This window comes from Nocardia seriolae NBRC 15557, assembly GCF_007990715.1.
Lineage (GTDB): Bacteria > Actinomycetota > Actinomycetes > Mycobacteriales > Mycobacteriaceae > Nocardia > Nocardia seriolae.
The window spans coordinates 12250-30786 of sequence record NZ_BJWY01000044.1 but is presented as its reverse complement, the minus strand read 5'-3'; the positions used below and the strand labels follow the sequence as shown (position 1 = coordinate 30786).

The window sequence follows — 18537 nt, the reverse complement described above, 5'->3', positions numbered from 1 at the left end:
CAGTTTCGCGAAAGATCGGGAAACTTCGAGGGGAAAAGAAAAAGCCCCCACGTGATGTGGGGGGCTTCACCAGAGGCGACCCTGACGGGACTCGAACCCGCGACCTCCGCCGTGACAGGGCGGCGCGCTAACCAACTGCGCCACAGGGCCTTGAAAGAGCTTGGCCACCGGGCCTCGCAACGTCGTAGACGCTATCACGAGGCCGGCGGTAACGGAAAATCAGCTGGTCAGGCGATCAGCCGCGGCGGCGATGCGCTCGTCCGTCGCGGTAAGGGCAATGCGCACATGCTGATTCCCCTGCGGACCGTAGAACTCGCCCGGAGCCGCCAGGATGCCGCGCTCGGCCAGCCAATCCAGGGTCGTCCGGCACGGCTCGCCGCGCGTGGACCACAGGTACAGCCCCGCCTCGGAGTGATCGATCCGGAATCCCGCGCGCTGCAGCGCATCTCGCAGCACCACCCGCCGCGCCCGGTAGCGGTCCTTTTGCTGGACCTCGTGCGCGTCATCGCCGAGCGCCGCGGTCATGGCCGCCTGGATCGGGTAGGGCAGCATCATGCCGGAGTGCTTGCGCACCTCCAGCAGTTCCGCCACCAGTTCCGGGTCACCGGTCACGAAACCGGCCCGGTAGCTGGCCAGATTCGAGGTCTTGGACAGCGAGTGGATGGCCAGCAGCCCGGTGTGGTCGCCGTCGCACACCTCGGGATCGAGGATGGAGACCGCGCGGCCCTCCCAGGCCAGGCCCAGGTAGCACTCGTCCGAGGCGAGGACCGCGCCGCGCTCGCGGGCGAAGCGCACCACCTTGCGCAGGTGCTCGATGCCCAGCACCTTGCCGGTGGGATTGGACGGCGAGTTGATGAAGATCAGCGCGGGCTTTTCCGGACCGAGCTGCGCGGTGCCGTCGGCCCGCACATAACGCGCACCGGCCAGCAGCGCGCCGACCTCATAGGTCGGGTACGCGACCTCCGGGATGACGACCAGATCCGCTGCGCCCAAGCCCAACAGCCGCGGCAGCCCCGCGATCAGCTCCTTGGTGCCGATGACGGGCAGCACGGCGGCCGGATCCACCCCGGTGATCCCGAATCGCCGCTTCAGCGCCGCGACAACGGCTTCGCGCAATTCGGGCGTGCCGTGCGTGGTCGGATACCCGGGCACCTCCGCCACCGACGCGAGCGCCGCGCGGATCAGCGGATCCACCGGATCGACCGGGGTGCCGACCGAGAGGTCGACGATGCCGTCCGGATGGGAGGCGGCCTTCGCCTTCACCGAAGCGATGGTGTCCCAGGGGAAATCGGGTAGCAGTGCGCTGACCCGGCCACGCGCGGTCAAATGCCGGCCTACTCGCTGGCCATGGGCGGTAGCGCGGCGATGAACGGCGGGTCGAAGTCGACCTTGCCGACCTTGGTCGCCCCGCCCGGGGAACCCAGCTCGTCGAAGAAGTCGACATTGGCGTTGACGTAACCGGCCCACTGATCCGGGGTGTCGTCTTCGTAGAAGATGGCTTCCACCGGGCAGACCGGTTCACATGCACCACAGTCCACGCACTCGTCCGGTTGGATGTACAGCATGCGGCCGCCCTCGTAGATGCAGTCCACGGGGCATTCCTCGATGCACGCCTTGTCCTTCACGTCAACGCACGGTTCAGCGATGATGTACGGCACTGCCGCTCTCCTAGTCTGTCCTCAATGCGGGATACACACTCCGCCCGGCGAAACAGTATCCCGGCTCGACAACATTACTCCCGCAAAGCCTGCCCTAACATTCGCCCTCCGCCGCGCTGCGGATGGCGTTCGAAACGTAACAACTGATTTCGCTGCGCCAGGGGTACCTCATCGGGTACGTCCAAAATTCAGACACCCACCCGACCGCCGGCACGGGTGCGCGGCTCCGACGGTTGTCAGCCGTCCGCCAAAGTCGCGGAGAGGCGGACCAGCGCGCGATTGGCGGGCACACCGTAGGTGGTGGTGCGCTGCCGGACCGGGCGGCCGATGCCCGACGCGATCTCCGTCAGTTCCTCGACCGTTTTGGCGGAACCGTGCTCCGAGCCCGCCATGCGGGAGATGGTCTCCTCCATGAGCGTCCCACCCAGATCGTTGGCTCCACCGTTGAGCATCAACTGGGTTCCCTTGATACCAAGTTTGACCCAGCTCGTCTGAATATTCTCGATACGGCCGTGCAGCATGATGCGGGCCAGGGCGTGGGCGGCCCGGTTGTCGCGCACGGTCGGACCCGGCCGCGAGGCGCCTGCCAGGTACAAAGGCGCGCTCTGGTGCACGAACGGCAGCAGCACGAATTCGGTGAAACCGCCTGTCTCGTACTGGATTCCGCGCAGCACCCGTAGGTGGCCGACCCAGTGCTTGGGGTTGTCCACGTGCCCGTACATCATGGTCGAGCTGGAGCGGATGCCCAGTTTGTGCGCGGTGCTGATGACATCGATCCAGGCCGAGGTGGGCAGCTTGCCCTTGGTGAGCACCCAGCGCACCTCGTCGTCGAGGATCTCGGCGGCGGTGCCCGGAATCGAGTCCAGCCCGGCCTCTTTCAGCGCCGATAGCCAGTCGTGCACGGACTGGCCGCCCCGCGATGCCCCGTTCACGATCTCCATCGGGCTGAAGGCGTGCACGTGCATCTCGGGAATGCGGGCCTTGATGGCGCGCACCAGGTCCGCGTAGCCGGTGACCGGCAGCTCCGGATCGATGCCGCCCTGCATGCAGATCTCGGTCGCGCCCTCGACCCACGCCTCCCAGGCGCGGTCGGCGACCTCGGCGGGGCTCAGGCTGAAGGCGTCGGCATCGCCCTTGCGCTGGGCGAACGCGCAGAACCGGCAGCCGGTATAGCAGATATTGGTGAAGTTGATGTTCCGGTTGACGATGTAGGTGACCTCGTCGCCCACGGTGTCGCGGCGCAGCTGGTCGGCCAGCGCGGTAATGGCTTCCAGGGCCGGGCCGTCGGCGGTGGCCAGGGCCAGGTACTGGTCATCGGTGAGCCCGGCCGGATCCTTCTCGGCGGCGCGCAGGGCGGCCATCACGTCGGCGTCGAAGCGTTCGGGGGCGGTGGCGGCCAGCTCGTGCACCTGCTCGCGAATGGATTCCCAGTCGCCGAAAGCGCCGAGCGAATCATCGGCAATGCCCGAGTCGCTGCGGGATTCGGTCAACCGGCCCTCGGAGTCGATGGCGGTATTGAGATCGATGCGGCCGACCGATTCCCAGTCGTGGTCCGGCTCCTGCCAGGGCAGACCGACCGGCTTCACGTCGGCGGCCAGGCCGGTCTTCGGATCCATCAGCGCGGCAACATGTTTGGAGACGCGAGGGTCGATCCACGGGTGGCCCGCCAGCACGTACTTCGGGTGCGCGGTGATGCGCTCGGTGAGCACGTATCCGGCGTCGGCGGTGACCTGCGCGAGGGTCTCCAGATTCGGCCAGGGCCGTTCCGGATTCACATGGTCGGGGGTCAGCGGGGAGACCCCGCCCCAGTCGTCGATGCCCGCCGCGATGAGCGCCCGGCACTCCTCCAGCGACACCAGGTTCGGCGGGGCCTGGATCCGCATCTTCGGGCCGAGCAGCAGCCGGGCCACCGCGACGGTGGCCCGGAATTCCTCCAGATCGGCGTCCGGGGTGTCGCGCATGGCGGTGTTCTGCTTGGCCAGGAAGTTCTGCACGATGACTTCCTGGACGTGCCCGAAAGCCTTGTGCACCTTTCGAATCGCCAGAATAGACTCGGCGCGCTCGGTGAGGTTCTCGCCGATGCCGACCAGGATGCCGGTGGTGAACGGCACCGACAGGCGACCGGCGTCGGTCAGCGCGCGCAGCCGCACCGCCGGGTCCTTGTCGGGCGAACCGTAGTGCGCCGCACCGGGTTCGGTGAACAGCCGGGTGGCGGTGGTCTCCAGCATCATGCCCATGGACGGGGCCACCGGCTTGAGCCGCGAGAGCTCCTCCCAGCTCATCACGCCCGGGTTCAGGTGCGGTAGCAGGCCGGTCTCCTCCAGCACCCGGATCGCCATGGCACGCACGTAGTCCAGGGTGGAGTCGTAGCCGCGCTCGTCGAGCCACTGCCGGGCCTCGGGCCAGCGCTCCTCGGGGCGGTCACCGAGGGTGAAAAGCGCTTCCTTGCAACCCAGTTCGGCACCTTGACGGGCGACCTCGAGGATCTCGTCGGGCTCCATGTACATGCCCTTGCCCTGCGCCCGCAGTTTGCCGGGCACGGTGACGAAGGTGCAGTAGTGGCACTTGTCGCGACACAGGTGCGTAATGGGGATGAACACCTTGCGCGAGTAGGTGATCGGGAGAGCCTCCCCCGCGTACCCGGTCTCGCGCAGCCCGGCGTCGCGCACCCGCCCGGCCGAAGCGGTCAGATCCTCGAGGTCGGCGCCGCGCGCGTGCAGCAGCACCACCGCCTCGTCGAGATTGAGCGTCGCACCGTCCCGGGCCCGGCGCAGCGCCCGGCGCATGGCCGAACTGCTGGGCGGGACAGGCGGAAGGCTCGGGTTCGGTAGATCCGTCACGTCCTCGATCATGCACTCCTCCGCCTCTCCGTGTCTTAGGCGGGCGGCCAATTGCCGCTCACCGCTGGCAACCCGTGCCGGCGGTCATGAGCCGAACCAATTTTGGACGTACCCCACGAGTTACCCCGGTCGCAACGAAATCAGTTGTCGCTTTCTTCCCACGGCCGTCGGTGTTCTCGATGCGAGTATTCGTACTCACCGAGATCAACTGTTCAAATTTCAGTCGCGGTGAAATAGCGTCGCGGGCGATCGCTTCGCCGTAGAAGAGGGAGACCTTCGTGCTCGCGAGAATCCGCCGCGCCGCCGTCGTCGCCGGCCTGGGCACCGCCGCCCTGCTCACCGTCACCACCGGCACCGCCGCCGCGTTCGGGCCGCTGCCGCCCGGCAACCCGTACCTGGGCCCCGAGGGCACGGCGACCATGCACGGCGACGCCGAGGCCTCCGATTCCACCCCGCTGCCCGGCGTCGGCACCGGCGGGATCCACGCCGACTTCCACGAGGAGGGCGCGGCCTGCCCGACCATCCTGCAGGGCGCGGACGGCCTCCCGCAGGCGCTCTGCACCAAGATCACCGACCGCGCGCCCGAGGTGCTGCTGCTCGACCCGGCCAACGGCAATACCCTCGCCCGCCTCGACCTCACCAAGGGCAGCCTGCTCGGCGGCGTCTACGCCTACCTCGACAACCAGGACCGGATGGTCACCGTCGACGGGTCCGGCAGCCTGCTGCGGATCGGGCACCAGCGCGGCCCGGACGGCGCGTGGTCGCTGTCGATCGCCGCGAAAACCGATGTGACGCAGGCGGTCACCGGGCACTGCGGCGGCGGTGACTGCGACGCGGTGAGCTCGGTCTCCCCCGACTACTCCGGCCGGGTGTGGTTCGCCACCGACGGCGCGGCGGCGGGCTTCGTCAGCCCCGACGGCAGCGCGCACTCCATCGTGCTCGCGCCCGGCGAGAACGTGGCCAACAGCATCGCCACCGCGCCACAGGGCATGTCCGTCGCCACCGACCACGCGCTGTACCTGCTGAACGTGGACGCGAGCGGCAATCCGCGGATCGTGTGGCAGCGGGCCTACGATCGCGGTCCGGCCCGCAAGCCCGGCCAATTGCGCTGGGGCACCGGCGCGACCCCGACCTTCTTCGGGCCCGGCGACGGCACCGAGTACCTGGCCATCACCGACAATGCGGCCACCAAGGAGAACCTCCTGGTCTTCGATACCGCCACCGGGAATCAGATCTGTTCGGTACCGGCCATCGACGGCACCGAGAACTCGCCCATCGGGTCGGGCAACAGTGTGTTCGTGGCCAGCTCCTACGGGTACCCGTACCCGGCGCTGCCGCCGAACGCCGGGCCCAGTCAGCCCGCGAGCGCGCCGATCTCGGGCGGCATGACCCGCATCGACGTCACCGGCTCCGGCTGCACGGTGGTCTGGACGAACAACGTGCCGTCCTCGGCAGTGCCGCGACTGTCCGTGGCGGACGGCAAGATCTACACCTTCACCCGGCATTCCCTGCTCAGCGGCAGCGGCGCGCTGACCAGCGGCAGCAGCAGCGGCAGTGCCGGGGTGACCGACAACTACAGCTTCGCGGTGATCGACGCCGCCACCGGCAAGCTCGATTCCGAGCAGTTCGTGGGCGCGACCACGGTGAACGACACCCTGCAGATGGTCGGCACCATCGCGCCCGGCCGAATCCAGTACCAGGGCACCACCACCGGGCTGTACCGCATCACCCCGAAGTAGCCGAACCGGGGCGTCCAGTCCTGCCCCCTAACAACCGCCTCCGCGGTCGGATTCGTGCAAGCATGGGCACCATGTCCGAGCCCCTCGCCCCCGGCGGCATCCTGGCCGACCCGGCCCGGCGGCCCAGCCCCCGCGCCAAACTGCTGTGGGCGCTGAGCGCCGCGCTGTCCTGGGTGGTCCCGGTGGTGGGGTTGGGGGTCTGGGCGCTGTTCGACACGCACCGGCGCGGCGTACAGGCGCTGGTGCTCGGAATCGTGCTGGCCGCAGCGGTATTCAGCATTGTGGCGATACCACTGTGGCGGTACGCGGTGCATCGGTGGGAGATCACCGACGAGGCCGTGTACACCCGCACCGGGTGGTTCACCCAGGAGAGCCGGGTCGCGCCCATCACCCGGGTACAGACCGTGGACACCTACCGGGGACCGCTGGAACGGCTGCTGGGGCTGGCCACCGTTACCGTCACCACCGCCTCTTCGGCCGGGGCGGTGCACATCAGCGCGCTGGCGCTGGCCGACGCGCGCGACACCGTCGCACAGCTCGCCGCCATTGCCGCACACCATCGGGGGGATGCCACGTGACCCAGCCGACCGATCCGGACGCCTTCTCGGATTCCTATCCGACAGAGGTGCTTCCACCGGTCACCGGGCCGCTCGGGCCCACGGCGCAGACCTGGCAGCGACTCGACAGGCGCATGCTGCTGGTGCACCCGGTCACCGAGCTCATCCGCTATATCCCGGTCCTGATCGCCACCCTGGTGGCGGGCGCGCGCGCCGACAGCCCCATGTGGAGCCTGGCGGTGGTGGCCGTCATCGTGGCCTTCGCGCTCACCCGCTGGTTCACCACCACCTATCGCATCACCCCCGAGAACGTGGAGCTGCGCACCGGATTGATTCAGCGCAAACGGCTTTCGGTGCCGCGCAACCGGGTTCGGTCGGTGGATGTGCAGGCCGATCTGCTGCACCGGGCGCTCGGGCTGGCGGTGCTGTCCATCGGCACCGGGCAGCACTCGGACAAGAAGGACCAGTTCAAACTGGACTCGCTGGACGCGCAGCTGGTGCCAGAGCTGCGCCTCGCACTGCTGGCGCACACCCGCGAAGACTCCAAATCCGCTGATTCCCAGTCGATCACGACATCCGGTGAATCCGCTCCGGATGCCTCGGACAGCCGCCCGGGTGTGGAAATCGCACACTGGCAACCGGATTGGGTGCGCTACGCCCCGCTCTCGCTGACCGGTTTCGCGATCGTCGCCCCCGTGGTCGGTTTGGCCTTCCAGTACGGCTTCGCCCAGATCTTCCTGAAATCGGGCACGGTGCAGGATGTCGGACACCGGGGTGCGGGCGTCATCGCGGCCGTGATCGCGCTGCTGTTCGTGGTGCTCGTGGTCGTGGTCAGCGTGGCCGCCTGCGCCCGCTACCTGATGACCTGGTTCGGCCTGAACGTCCACGACGACGGCAAGACCCTCACCATCCGCCACGGCCTGTTCACCACGCGCCAAACCACTCTCGACCTGGCCCGCTTGCGCGGCGCGACCGTCAACGAGCCGCTGCTGCTGCGCGTCGCCGGTGCCGCCGAACTCGAGGCGATCATGGTGGGCACCAGCCCGCGCCAGAAGATCTTGCCGCAGGCCCCGCGCACCGCCATCGACCGCACCCTCGCCCACCTGCTCGGAACGGCAGAGGCCACCGCGAATTCGGCCGGGGCCACCGCGAATTCGGCCGGGGCCGGTGCCGAGTGGCAACCGTCGGTGCCCGCGCCGGTCACCGTGCCGTTGCTCCCGCACGGCCCCGCCGCACTGCGCCGCCGCTGCACCCGCACACTGGGCCCGCTCGCCGCGGCAGCGACCATGCTCATCGCGATATCGCTTGCGGGCGGCCATATTCCGACCTGGCTCTGGGTCGTGCTCGCCATCATGGTCCCGTTCGCGGCGACGCTCGCCTGGGACCGCTACCGCGGTCTCGGCCATGCCGTGCTCCCCGCCACCGCCGGCAATCCCGCCTGGCTCGTCACCCGCAGCGGCTCACTGGACCGCGACCGCGACTGCGTGGAAGCGCCCGGCATCATCGGCTGGACCGTCCGCCAGACCTTCTTCCAGCGCCGCGCGGGCGTCGCGACGGTGGTGGCCGCCTCCGCCGCGGGCAAGAAGCGCTACCACGTCATCGACATCCCTCTCGCCCGCGCCTACGAGCTCATCGACCAGGTCACCCCCGGCCGAACAGGGTACCGCCGTTGATCTGCAGGATCTGGCCGGTGGTCCACCCGGCATCCGGCGCCGCGAGGTAGGCGATGCCCGCCGCGACGTCCTCCGGAATGCCCGCGCGGCCGATCGGGATCTGCGCGACCCGCCGGTCGTGCGCGTCCTGATTCCAGCGGTCCACCCAGAATTCGGTGTCGGGGATATACCCGGGCGCCACCACATTGACGGTGATGCCCTGTGGCGCAAGCTGATGCGCGAGTCCCAGCGCCCACCCGTGCAGGGCCGCCTTGGACGCCGCATACGCGCCGACACCACGCAGCGCCGCGATCGAACTGACCGAAATGATCCGTCCGCCCGGCCGCGCGAGGTACGGCAGCAGCGCCTCGGTCGGCAGCACCGCCGTGATCACGTTCATCCGGAAGTTGTCCAGAAACGTGGCCGTCACGCCCTCGAGTCCCTCGGCGGTGGTGCGCGGGGCGCCGCCCGCATTGGTGACCAGCACGTCTATATCGCCGTCCGCACTCAATCGCTCGGCGAGGGCGCGCACCTGGTCCGGATCGGTGAGGTCGGCGACGGCCACGGCGACCTGATCGGAACCGATCTCCGCATTGATCTTCTCGGCCGCGAATTCCAGGGTCTCCGGCCGCCGACCGACGATAACTACAGTATTGCCATCTGCGGCGAGACGGTGTGCCACCGCCCGGCCGATTCCGGTGCCGCCGCCCGTGACTATCGCGCGTCGAGTCATCTCGTGCCTCCCGGAAACAAATTGTCCCCCTTGGGGACTCATTCCGCACGCCGAGACCCCCGGAACCGGGTTCTATACCGCGCGGTTCGCATCCGACTCTGCGGCAACCCGGATTCCAACGGTTTGCTTGCATCGAGACAGGTCTCGACGCTTACGCGAAATTGTTCGGCCGAACGCCACCTGGGACGGAATTGTCAGCGTGACGGGCGCCGCAGGCCGTAGACCGCGAGGCGAAAGCGGTTGGCGGTACCGGCTTTCGCCATCGGGTCGGCGACCCGGGTCTACGCCGGAATGACGGGTGGTCCGTTGCGCGGTCAGCCCAGTACGGGGTAGTTGGCACGAATCACGTTGTGCGGGTCGCGATCCCGCTTCAGCGCGCGCAGCCGGTCGATGGTCGCCGTGTCGAAGGCCGCCGCCGCCGATTCGCCGGGCGCCAGGAACGTGAAGGGCTTCCTGCCGGTCACGTGCGAACCGAGCTCGGCGACCATGGCGTTCAGCTTGGCGTGCACCGCCTCGCGCAGCTGCGGCAGGCCCAGGCCGAGCAGGTAGACCGCGTACTGCTCCGGCATCGCCCCGCGCGCACCGGCGGTCGGCAAGGACAGCGCGCCGCCGAGGTGGCGGACCTGGATATTGGCCAGCGGCGCAACGGATTCGCCGATGAGGATCTTCTCCGCCTCCGGCGACAGGTCGGTGAACGACTCGGCGCGGGAGATGGCGGGGCTGGGATCGCTCGGCTCGGTGGTGATGTCGCCGAGGTCGGCCACCGACATGGCGGTCCGCTTGTCGGCGACCGCGCCGCCCAGGCCGTCCAGGACCGACGTCAGCTCCCGGCCCCGCTCCGGGTCGCCCAGGTAGGCCACATCGATGGCCACCATTTCCGGTGACTGCGGGAACTGGAACCGCTGGAACCACACCGACAGCTCGTCGGGGGCCTGGGAGGTCAACGCGCGGAACGCATCCCACACCTCCGCGAGGCGCTCGCCGGGCCACATGATCCGGCCGCCGTAGAGTCCGGGCGCGGGGAACAATTCGAACTCCAGTCCGGTCACCACGGCGAAATCGCCACCGCCACCGGACAGTGCCCAGAACAGGTCCGGATCGCTGTCGGCGGTCACCCGGGCCGGGCGGCCGTCGGCATCCACGATCTCGAAGGCGCGCAACGCATTCGACGCCCAGCCGTGCTTGCGGCCGAACCAGCCTATGCCGCCACCGAGCGTGTAGCCGGTCACGCCGACCACCGGGTTGCTGCCCGCCAGACCGGTCAGCCCGTGCTCGGCCGCCGCGGCCTGCACCCGGCCCCACTGCACGCCCGCCCCGACCCGCGCCACCCGGGCGTCCGGATCGATCTCGAGCCGGTCCAGCGCGCGGGTGCGCAGCAGGATCGCATCGTCCACGCCGCCCGCGGCACCGTGCCCGGTCGGCTGGGTCACCACCGGACGGCCCGCGGCGCGCGCACAGCGCACCACGGCCGCCACGTCCTCGGCGACGGCGGCCTCGGCCACCGCGGCCACCGGCTGCGTCACCGCGAGACTCCACGGCCGCGCGGCCTGCTCGAAGTCCGCGTCACCGGGCTCCAGTACGCGGCCCCGGACGGTGTTGCGCAGTTCGTCGAATCCCATCGTCATCCCTCGTTCCCAATCGTGATTACTCGTTCGGGAAGAGGACGAGACGGGACCGGCGAGTGTGACATCGCCGCGCGAAATCAGTCCTCGAGGTCGATGCGGATGGTCAGCAGCGAGGTGTGGAAGCGCTCGATGGCCTTGCGGGTGGACTCCTGCGGCAGTTCGGCCAGCCGCTTGCGCACATCGTCGTCCGGCAGCGGGGTCGCGGTGGCGGCGTGCCACTTTCGCTCGTACCGCACCCGGATACGCGGCTGGGCGGAGAGGTTCGCCACGTACCCGGCCCGGGGGCCGTGCTCGGAGATCACCCACAGCGTGCGGCCCTCGGGATTCACCGCGACCACGGCGACCCGGCGCTTCCCGGTCTTTCGGCCCCGGGTCTCCAGCAGCGCGTGGTCGGGCAGCAGGCCCGCCCACACCAGCAGCTTCATCGGTGGATTGATCAGATAGCGCTGAATGAGCCTGACCCGCTGGAACTTCCGGGCCGCACCCGTCTCGACGGTCACGCCCCCACCGTAGCCAAGCGCACGGTGGCCCGGTAGTACAGGTACATGCCCGAGGGCAGCAGACCGCAGATGAGCAGCAGCATGGTCGGCCAATCACCCATGAGCAGCGCGTAACCGCTGGGGCTGAAGCCCGCGCAGAACAGGAATCCGATCGCCCACACCAGGATCGGCGCGGCCATCATCGGAATCCGCTGTGTCACCACGCCCATGCCCATGACCAGCAGCACATTGATCACCGCGGCGGCCAGCGCCGTGAAGGGCAGCGGAATCGCACCCGCGGTCATGGTGGAGGCCAGCGGCCCGGCGGCCAGCAGCGGCGTCGGCTCGGGCAGGTGGGCGTGTCCGGCGTACAGCGGCAGGAACAGCACCTCGAGACCGAGCGTGATCACGGCGTCGACGATCAGCCATCCGGCGATCACCGCATTGAACACCGTGCGCCCCGGCGCGGTTCCGGCCGGCGCGTCGCCCGTGCGGGCTCCCAGGGCCGCCGTCACGGCACCGGCGGGAATCCGAGCAGCGTCAGCAAATGACTCTGCATGTCCACGAACCCGTACAGCACCGACAGGTACAGCTCGTGCTGATACTCGAAGTAGGGGCGCTGGCTCTCGACGAACGCCGCTATCGCGTTCTGCAGATCCCAGTTGTAGTTCATGGTTCGGTCCTCATTCCAGCCCGGCGAAGAGATCGTGTTCGCGGCCGTCGGGGCCCAGTGGGCCGCGCTCGCCGCGCACCAGAATGTAATGCTCTTCCGGCAGTACCGGTTGGGCAATGTCATTGGAAAGTGCGAATTCCCGCCCGGAGGAGGCCACCGTCACCTGGGTGGCGTGCGCGCGCAGCGCGGCCCGCTTGGCGGCCAGCACGTCCGACACGTCCACCGTGGTGGTCACCGATTCGGCCGGGACACAGGCCAGTTCGCCCCCGTGCGGCAGCCGCCAGCCGCGTGGCAGCGCACCCGGCAGCTGATCCACGGTGCGGCGCTTGAGCGCCTCGGTGTGCATGGCCAGCACCGCGCCGTCGGTGACCGTCCAATAGACCTTGGGCACCGTCCAGCCCCAGTCCGCGGCGGTGTCGACGGCGGCCATGGTGATGTGGTGCGCGCGAATGTGATCCGGGTGCCCGTACCCGCCGTGCGGGTCGTAGCCGATCACCACGCGCGGGCGCAGCTCCAGGATCACCTGCACCAGTGCGTCGGTGGCGGCGTCGCCGGAGTTGACGAAGGCGCGCGGATTGCGCGCCGAGGCCGTCCCGGCCATGCCGGAGTCGCGCCAGCGGCCCGCACCGCCCAGCAAGTGCGGCGCCCCGGCATCCAATTCGGCCAGCGCCCTGGTCAATTCGAGAATCCGGTAGCCGCCCAGCTGATCGGCCTGCCCGGCCACCAGGTGCGCGTACTCGTCCCCGATGACCTCGCCCTCCTCGCCGAGCGTGCAGGTCACCACGGTGACCGGGAGCCCGCGCTTGCGGTAGTGGGCGATGGTGCCGCCGGTGGTGATGGACTCGTCGTCGGGGTGCGCGTGCACCACCAGCAGCCCGTGCGTCACGGTCCCGGCCGGATTCACGGCAGCCTCCGCCAGTTGGCGGCATCACCGAAGATGCCGGTCTGGATGGCCCCGCTCAGCAAGGCCCCGTCCACGCGGGGACCGGCCGCGGCCACCTGGGTGTCCTGCACGATGGGCAACACGGTCGCCAGCTCCCACAGCTTGGGTTCGGCCTCGGCGATCACCTTGCCCGCGTCGATACCGCGCAGCGCGGAGTCGATGGCGGGCTGCAGCGACGGCTCACAGATGCCGGACAGGTTGGACGGGGACTTCTTCGCGCCCTCCACCACGGTCGAATCATTGCCGTCGCCGGGCAGCGGCAGCGGCGCGCACCCGTAGCGGGAGGCCAGCACGGTCGCCGGATCCTCACCGGTGCGCTCCCAGCCCACCACGGCGTCGATCCCGGCGTCGGTCAGCTCCTTGCCGTAGAGCTGCGCGGCGGTGACGCTGCGCACGATCACATCGATTCCGGCACTGCGCAATTGGTCCGCCGCGGTATTGGCCACCGCCAGCGTGGTGGTGTCGCCGTCCACCGCGCCCAGCCGCACCGTCAGCGATTTGCCGTTCTTGGCCAGCGGACGCGGTTGCGGCGCGGGCGAAGTCGCCGACTGGGTGGCCGGAGTCTCTGCCGCCCTGGCGAATCCGGCCTCCGCGAGCAGCCCGAACGCCTCTTCCTGAGTCAGTCGCGGCGGCACCGTCGGGGCATAGCCGGGATCCGAGGGCGCGAGCACCTGCGCCCGCACCGGCTCCACCCAGCTGCCGGTCTGCGCGCCGACGGTGGCCAGCAGCACCGGATCCAGCAGCGCCAGCACCGCGCGCCGCACCCGCACATCCGACAGATCCCCGCTGCGGCCGTTGAGCACCAGTTGCATCTCGCGCGCCTGCGCCATCATGGCCGTGCGCACCGAAGGGATGGCCGCCAGCTGCGCCTGCAACGCCACCCCGCCGTGCACGAGCGCCATCTGCGCGTCCCCGACCCGCAGCGACTCGGCCACCTGCGCGGCGGTTCCGCCGCGCCGCAACAGGATCTGATCCGGCACCGCGGGCTGACCCCAGTACCGGTCATTGCGTTCCAGCAGCAGTTCCTCGCGGCCGCGATCGGCCTGCTTGATCCGGAACTGGCCGCCGGAGATCCGAATGGTGTCGATCAGACCCTGCTCGAAACCGGAGTCCTTCACCAGGTGCTGGGGCAGCAGATCCGAGAACAGTTGCCGCCAGGCCGGATACGGCTGCGCCATGGTGACGGTCACCGTCTTGCCGCCCGCCGACGAACTGACATCCGAAATCAGCCGGTAGCCCGCCGGATCCACCGCGCCGGGCTGCGTGATCATCTGCTGCCACAGATATTTGAAGTCCTCGGCCGCGATGGGCGCACCGTCGGACCAGGACGCCTCGTTCTTGATCTGGTAGGTGATGGTGAACGGTTCCTGCCCGGTCACATCCGCCGACACCATGAGCGCCGGATCCAGATTCCAATCCGTCCCGCCCGGCACGCCCGGGGTCGGGCTGGGCCGGAACGGACTCGGCAGGACCATCGAGGCGACGGCCGCCGTCGCGGGCGACTGCTGCGACCGCAGATGCGGATTGAACCCGATCCCGATGTCGTCCACCGCCACCACGACCGAGTTCTTCCCCGGCTTGGCGGGCTGCGTCTTCGGGCTGTCCGTGGACTCGCTGGGCGGCGGCGGGTTCGCGGTGCAGCCGGTCGCGACCCCCAACAGGGTCGCCACCAGAACCAGCACCGCGCGCCACGATGCGCGCTTCCGCGCCCCCGTTCTCACGTCCGGCACTTTACTGGATCCACCTTTCACGGCCCCTCCACGACAACCGTCCGCCGGTCGCCTCCCCCGGAGACGAATCGGCGAGCCGCTGAAAGCGGCTCGCCGACTGTTGTTTCGATCCGAGCGGGTTGGCTACTGGGCGGCCTTGTCGCGCGCCTTGCGGCGGGAGATCTCGCGCTGGCGGTCGTTGGCGTTCAGGGTGACCTTGCGCACGCGCACGATCTCCGGGGTCACCTCGACACACTCGTCGTCGGTGCAGAACTCCATCGCCGACTCCAGGTCCAGCTGCAGCGGCTTGGCCAGGGTCTCGAGCACGTCACCGGTGGCGGACCGCATATTGGTCAGCTTCTTCTCGCGGGTGACGTTGATGTCGAGGTCCTCGGCCCGCGGGTTGATGCCGACCACGTGGCCCTCGTAGGTGTCCGCGCCCGGCTCCACGAAGAACTGACCGCGGTCGGCCAGCTGGATCATGGCGAACGGGGTGACCGCGCCATTGCGGTCGGACACCAGCGAACCGGTGTGGCGGGCGCGAATCTCGCCGGCCCACGGCGCGTAGCCGTCGAACACCGCGTTGGCGATGCCGGTGCCGCGGGTCTCGGTCAGGAAGTCTGTGCGGAAACCGATCAGACCGCGCGACGGCACGATGAACTCCATGCGCACCCACCCGGCCGAGTGGTTGCTCATCTGGACCATCTTGCCCTTGCGGGCGGCCAGCAGCTGGGTGACCGCGCCCAGGTACTCGTCCGGGCAGTCGATGGTCAGCTCTTCGAACGGCTCGTGGGTCTTGCCGTCGACCTGCTTGGTGACCACCTGCGGCTTGCCGACGGTCAGCTCGAAGCCCTCGCGGCGCATCTGCTCGACCAGGATGGCCAGCGCCAGCTCACCACGGCCCTGCACCTCCCAGGCGTCCGGGCGGCCGATGTCGAGCACGCGCAGCGACACGTTGCCGACCAGTTCCTGGTCCAGGCGCGACTTCACCATGCGGGCGGTCAGCTTGTGACCCGACACCCGGCCGACCAGCGGCGAGGTGTTGGTGCCGATGGTGACCGAGATCGCAGGCTCGTCGACGGTGATGCGCGGCAGCGCGACCGGGTTCTCCAGGTCGGCGAGGGTGTCGCCGATCATGATGTCCGGGATGCCCGCGACGGCGACGATGTCACCGGCGGTGGCCTCCTCGCCGGGCTGACGCTCGACGCCGATGGTCTTGAGCAGCTCGGTGATCTTGACCTGCTTGACGCCGTCACCGTGCATCCAGGAGACGCTCTGGCCCTTCTTCAGGGTGCCGTTGTGGATGCGCACCAGGCCGATTCGGCCCAGGAACGGGGAGGCGTCGAGGTTGGTGACGTGCGCCTGCAGCGGCTTGGTGGCGTCGCCCTTGGGCGCGGGCACGTACTTCATGAGGACCTCGAACAGCTCGTCGAGGTTCTCCGCGTCCGGCACCTGGCCGTTGTCGGGGCGCTTGGTGGAGGCCACGCCCGCGCGCCCGGAGGCGTAGAGCACCGGCAGGTCCAGGGCCAGCTCGGCGGCCTCGGAAGCCTCGTCGTCGAGGTCGGAGGCCAGGTCCAGCAGCAGGTCGTGGGATTCCTCGACGACCTCTTCGATGCGGGCGTCCGGGCGGTCGGTCTTGTTGACCACCAGGATCACCGGCAGCGAGGCGGCCAGCGCCTTGCGCAGCACGAACCGGGTCTGCGGCAGCGGACCCTCGGACGCGTCGACGAGCAGCACGACGCCGTCCACCATGGACAGACCGCGCTCGACCTCACCACCGAAGTCGGCGTGGCCGGGGGTGTCGATGACATTGATCACGGTGACCGAACCATCGGCATTGTGCCGGTGAACAGCGGTGTTCTTGGCGAGAATGGTGATGCCCTTCTCGCGCTCGAGGTCACCGGAGTCCATCACTCGGTCGACGAGTTCGGCGCGCTCGGCGAACGCACCGGACTGGCGGAGCATGGCGTCGACCAGTGTTGTCTTGCCGTGGTCGACGTGCGCCACGATGGCGACGTTGCGGCACTCGACAGACGACACGTTTGATTCCTCCTGGTGAAAAGTCTGATGCCGACCCGGGTGGGTCTCATGCGTGGGTTTGCCTACTTCGAGACATGGCGAACACCACCGGGCATGCGGCGAGCTACACATTACCGGGCGCGCTAAGTCACACGTTTAATGGGCTGAGGTTAGGTTAAGCTAACCAACATGGGCAAGGTGAAGGCCAAAGACGTCTCGGGTCTGAAGCCGAAGAAGAAATGCTGCCGCAAGAAGACGCGGTGCGTGAAATGCCCCGTGGTCATCATGCGCATGAAGAAGGCCGAGGCCGCGGGCTGCTGCGGCAAGGAACTCAAGAAGTGCCTCAAAGCCGCGCGCGCGGCGTGATCGCGGAGTAGACCGTAATCATGAGTCGCGCGTTGCTCTCCGAAGACGACATCGCCAAGGCCCTCACCGAGCTGCCCGACTGGACCCGCGCCGGTGACAGCATCACCCGCACCATCGAGGCCGCCTCGTTCCTGGGTGGTATCGAGCTGGTGCGCCGGGTGGCCGTCGCGGCGGAGGCCGCCGACCATCATCCCGATATCGATATCCGCTGGCGGCGAGTCACTTTCACACTCTCGACGCACTCCGCCGGCGGACTGACGGCACTGGGTGTGGCGCTGGCCCGGGAGATCGATCGGCTGCACGCGCAGGGCTGAATCGTCCGATCCCGACCCTCCGGAACCGCCCGGCCAGGATCATCCAGGCGAACAGCGCCAGCGCGCCGGACGCGTACACCGTGCCGAGCCAGGACAGATAGCCCGGACGCGAGAGATCCCACATCGACTTCTGCAGGGTGCCCAGCATCCAGGGCACGCCGATCACCGTCACGAACAGCCAGTACGCGGCCATGAGGCGAGCGCCCGCGGTCGCGCGCAGCGGCCCGTGGCGCAGCCACAGGATCAGTGGGATCAGGCAGACCCAGTGGTGCGACCAGGAGATCGGGGACGCGAGCAGAGCGAACAGCTGCACGATGAGCAGCGTGCCCAGCCGGTCGTCGGAAGCCAGTGCGCGCCAGGCGAAGAACGCGAGCAGGGCCGTCGCCAGCACCGCCGCCGCCCACAGCGGCCCGGATCCGATGTCGTGGCCCACCAGGCGACCGAGCGCGCCGCGCAGCGATTGATTGATCACCGAACCGACCGGCAGCGGGCGGCGCCGGTCGCCGGGCAGTGTCCCGAAATACCTTCCGGTCGCCCGTGGCACCAGCACGAATGTCACCGCGATGGTCGCGGCGAAGGCCACCGCCGACCCGATCGCCGCGAGCCACTGTCGACGCGCCGCGAAGTGGAGCCCGGTCACGGCCGGAGTCAGTTTGACGCCCGCCGCCAGCCCGACCAGCAGGCCTGACACCCACCATCGGGTGCTGCGGGCCGCGAGCATGACGAGCAGCACCAGGAACACATTGACCTGGCCGTAGTCGAGGGTGGACCGCACCGGCTCCAGCCACATGCCCGCCGCCGTCCAGCCCACCGCCGCCGTGCGCCAATTCGGTTCGCGCATGGCGTCTTTGCCGACCAGCATCTCCAGCGACAGCCACACCACGCCGAACAGCGCCGCGACCGTGGCCGACAGCCAGCCCAGCGCCACCACGTCGAACGGCAGGAAATGCAGCGGATACAAGATCAGTGCCGCGAACGGTGGATAGATGAACGGCAGCGGAAATTGTGGCGACCGGCTGGATTCGGTCCAGTCGTAGAGGTGCCCGCCGAACAGCTGCGCGGAGCCGTCGACATAAACGTGCAAATCCACCAGGGTCAGCTTGTCGGGCCCGAACAGCGCCCAGAGCAGACGAACCAGAATGGAGATTCCCAGCGCGGCGGCGGCCAGGCACGGGCGGCGGTTCACAGGACGCGTCGATTCACAGCACGAACTTTCGGGTCGGATGGATC

17 protein-coding genes and 1 tRNA gene are annotated in these 18537 nt (G+C 69.0%); 5 read left to right on the top strand and 13 right to left on the bottom strand.

Going from position 1 to position 18537, the window contains the following annotated elements; translation table 11 throughout:
• Positions 1-76: 76 nt before the first annotated feature.
• From NS2_RS15780 to NS2_RS15765, 4 genes are all read right to left on the bottom strand, one after another.
• Positions 77-150 (bottom strand) — tRNA-Asp (locus tag NS2_RS15780).
• 69 nt (positions 151-219) lie between these two features.
• The gene (gene dapC, locus NS2_RS15775; RefSeq protein WP_033088182.1) at positions 220-1326 is read right to left on the bottom strand and encodes a succinyldiaminopimelate transaminase; all 1107 of its coding nucleotides are present in this window, start codon (positions 1324-1326) and stop codon (positions 220-222) included.
• An 8-nt stretch (positions 1327-1334) separates the two neighbouring features.
• A complete protein-coding gene (fdxA, locus tag NS2_RS15770; RefSeq protein ID WP_033088181.1) occupies positions 1335-1658 on the bottom strand; it encodes a ferredoxin in 324 nt (107 codons plus the stop codon).
• Between the two features lie 236 nt (positions 1659-1894).
• Positions 1895-4510 carry a bifunctional FO biosynthesis protein CofGH gene (locus tag NS2_RS15765; protein WP_033088180.1) on the bottom strand — a complete coding sequence of 872 codons (2616 nt, stop codon included), beginning with the start codon at positions 4508-4510 and terminating at the stop codon, positions 1895-1897.
• A gap of 266 nt (positions 4511-4776) precedes the next feature.
• On the opposite strand from NS2_RS15765, the gene NS2_RS15760 reads away from it, so the two are divergent.
• The 3 genes from NS2_RS15760 (at position 4777) to NS2_RS15750 (ending at position 8467) form a co-directional block, all read left to right on the top strand.
• Positions 4777-6237 (top strand): hypothetical protein, encoded by a 1461-nt coding sequence (locus tag NS2_RS15760; protein WP_103557209.1) that lies wholly within the window; start codon positions 4777-4779, stop codon positions 6235-6237.
• 71 nt (positions 6238-6308) lie between these two features.
• Entirely contained in the window at positions 6309-6815 is a 507-nt protein-coding gene (locus NS2_RS15755; RefSeq protein WP_228102644.1) for a PH domain-containing protein, read from the top strand.
• On the top strand, positions 6812-8467 hold the full coding sequence (locus tag NS2_RS15750) for a PH domain-containing protein (RefSeq protein ID WP_308640198.1): 1656 nt from the start codon (positions 6812-6814) through the stop codon (positions 8465-8467). The genes NS2_RS15755 and NS2_RS15750 overlap by 4 nt, the downstream gene beginning before the upstream one ends.
• Here the strand turns inward: NS2_RS15750 and NS2_RS15745 are convergent.
• From NS2_RS15745 to typA, 8 genes are all read right to left on the bottom strand, one after another.
• The gene (locus NS2_RS15745) at positions 8436-9179 is read right to left on the bottom strand and encodes an SDR family NAD(P)-dependent oxidoreductase (RefSeq protein WP_036545969.1); all 744 of its coding nucleotides are present in this window, start codon (positions 9177-9179) and stop codon (positions 8436-8438) included. The genes NS2_RS15750 and NS2_RS15745 overlap by 32 nt on opposite strands.
• A 314-nt stretch (positions 9180-9493) precedes the next feature.
• Positions 9494-10804 carry an FAD-binding oxidoreductase gene (locus NS2_RS15740; protein ID WP_228102645.1) on the bottom strand — a complete coding sequence of 437 codons (1311 nt, stop codon included), beginning with the start codon at positions 10802-10804 and terminating at the stop codon, positions 9494-9496.
• A gap of 77 nt (positions 10805-10881) precedes the next feature.
• Entirely contained in the window at positions 10882-11304 is a 423-nt protein-coding gene (locus tag NS2_RS15735) for a nitroreductase family deazaflavin-dependent oxidoreductase (RefSeq protein WP_033088177.1), read from the bottom strand.
• A complete protein-coding gene (locus tag NS2_RS15730; protein ID WP_052086499.1) occupies positions 11301-11798 on the bottom strand; it encodes a hypothetical protein in 498 nt (165 codons plus the stop codon). Before NS2_RS15730 ends, NS2_RS15735 begins: the two co-directional genes overlap by 4 nt.
• Positions 11795-11956: a hypothetical protein gene (locus NS2_RS36065; RefSeq protein ID WP_162836610.1), complete on the bottom strand. Its 162-nt coding sequence runs from the start codon at positions 11954-11956 to the stop codon at positions 11795-11797. The genes NS2_RS15730 and NS2_RS36065 overlap by 4 nt, the downstream gene beginning before the upstream one ends.
• A gap of 10 nt (positions 11957-11966) precedes the next feature.
• Positions 11967-12860, bottom strand: coding sequence for an N-acetyl-1-D-myo-inositol-2-amino-2-deoxy-alpha-D-glucopyranoside deacetylase (gene mshB / locus NS2_RS15725; RefSeq protein ID WP_033088175.1), 894 nt, complete (start codon positions 12858-12860; stop codon positions 11967-11969).
• The gene (locus NS2_RS15720; RefSeq protein ID WP_082062628.1) at positions 12857-14629 is read right to left on the bottom strand and encodes an ABC transporter family substrate-binding protein; all 1773 of its coding nucleotides are present in this window, start codon (positions 14627-14629) and stop codon (positions 12857-12859) included. Before NS2_RS15720 ends, mshB begins: the two co-directional genes overlap by 4 nt.
• 123 nt (positions 14630-14752) lie before the next feature.
• A complete protein-coding gene (gene typA, locus NS2_RS15715; protein WP_147207196.1) occupies positions 14753-16648 on the bottom strand; it encodes a translational GTPase TypA in 1896 nt (631 codons plus the stop codon).
• Between the two features lie 168 nt (positions 16649-16816).
• Between typA and NS2_RS36060 the strand changes: the two genes are divergently transcribed.
• Complete coding sequence (locus NS2_RS36060; RefSeq protein WP_096490712.1) at positions 16817-16993, top strand: hypothetical protein; 177 nt, start codon at positions 16817-16819, stop codon at positions 16991-16993.
• Between the two features lie 20 nt (positions 16994-17013).
• Positions 17014-17307 carry a 4a-hydroxytetrahydrobiopterin dehydratase gene (locus NS2_RS15710; RefSeq protein WP_033088173.1) on the top strand — a complete coding sequence of 98 codons (294 nt, stop codon included), beginning with the start codon at positions 17014-17016 and terminating at the stop codon, positions 17305-17307.
• On the opposite strand, the gene NS2_RS15705 is transcribed toward NS2_RS15710, so the two are convergent.
• Positions 17219-18532 (bottom strand): mannosyltransferase, encoded by a 1314-nt coding sequence (locus tag NS2_RS15705; protein ID WP_071812145.1) that lies wholly within the window; start codon positions 18530-18532, stop codon positions 17219-17221. The genes NS2_RS15710 and NS2_RS15705 overlap by 89 nt on opposite strands.
• Positions 18533-18537 lie beyond the last annotated feature (5 nt).

Bases quoted from the DNA above. Each gene is read 5' to 3' on its own strand.
- NS2_RS36060 (WP_096490712.1), top strand. From the start codon at position 16,817: ATGGGCAAGGTGAAGGCCAAAGACGTCTCGGGTCTGAAGCCGAAGAAG.
- NS2_RS15765 (WP_033088180.1), bottom strand. From the start codon at position 4,510: ATGATCGAGGACGTGACGGATCTACCGAACCCGAGCCTTCCGCCTGTC.
- NS2_RS15755 (WP_228102644.1), top strand. From the start codon at position 6,309: ATGTCCGAGCCCCTCGCCCCCGGCGGCATCCTGGCCGACCCGGCCCGG.
- NS2_RS36065 (WP_162836610.1), bottom strand. From the start codon at position 11,956: ATGAACTACAACTGGGATCTGCAGAACGCGATAGCGGCGTTCGTCGAG.
- NS2_RS15745 (WP_036545969.1), bottom strand. From the start codon at position 9,179: ATGACTCGACGCGCGATAGTCACGGGCGGCGGCACCGGAATCGGCCGG.
- NS2_RS15710 (WP_033088173.1), top strand. From the start codon at position 17,014: ATGAGTCGCGCGTTGCTCTCCGAAGACGACATCGCCAAGGCCCTCACC.
- NS2_RS15740 (WP_228102645.1), bottom strand. From the start codon at position 10,804: ATGACGATGGGATTCGACGAACTGCGCAACACCGTCCGGGGCCGCGTA.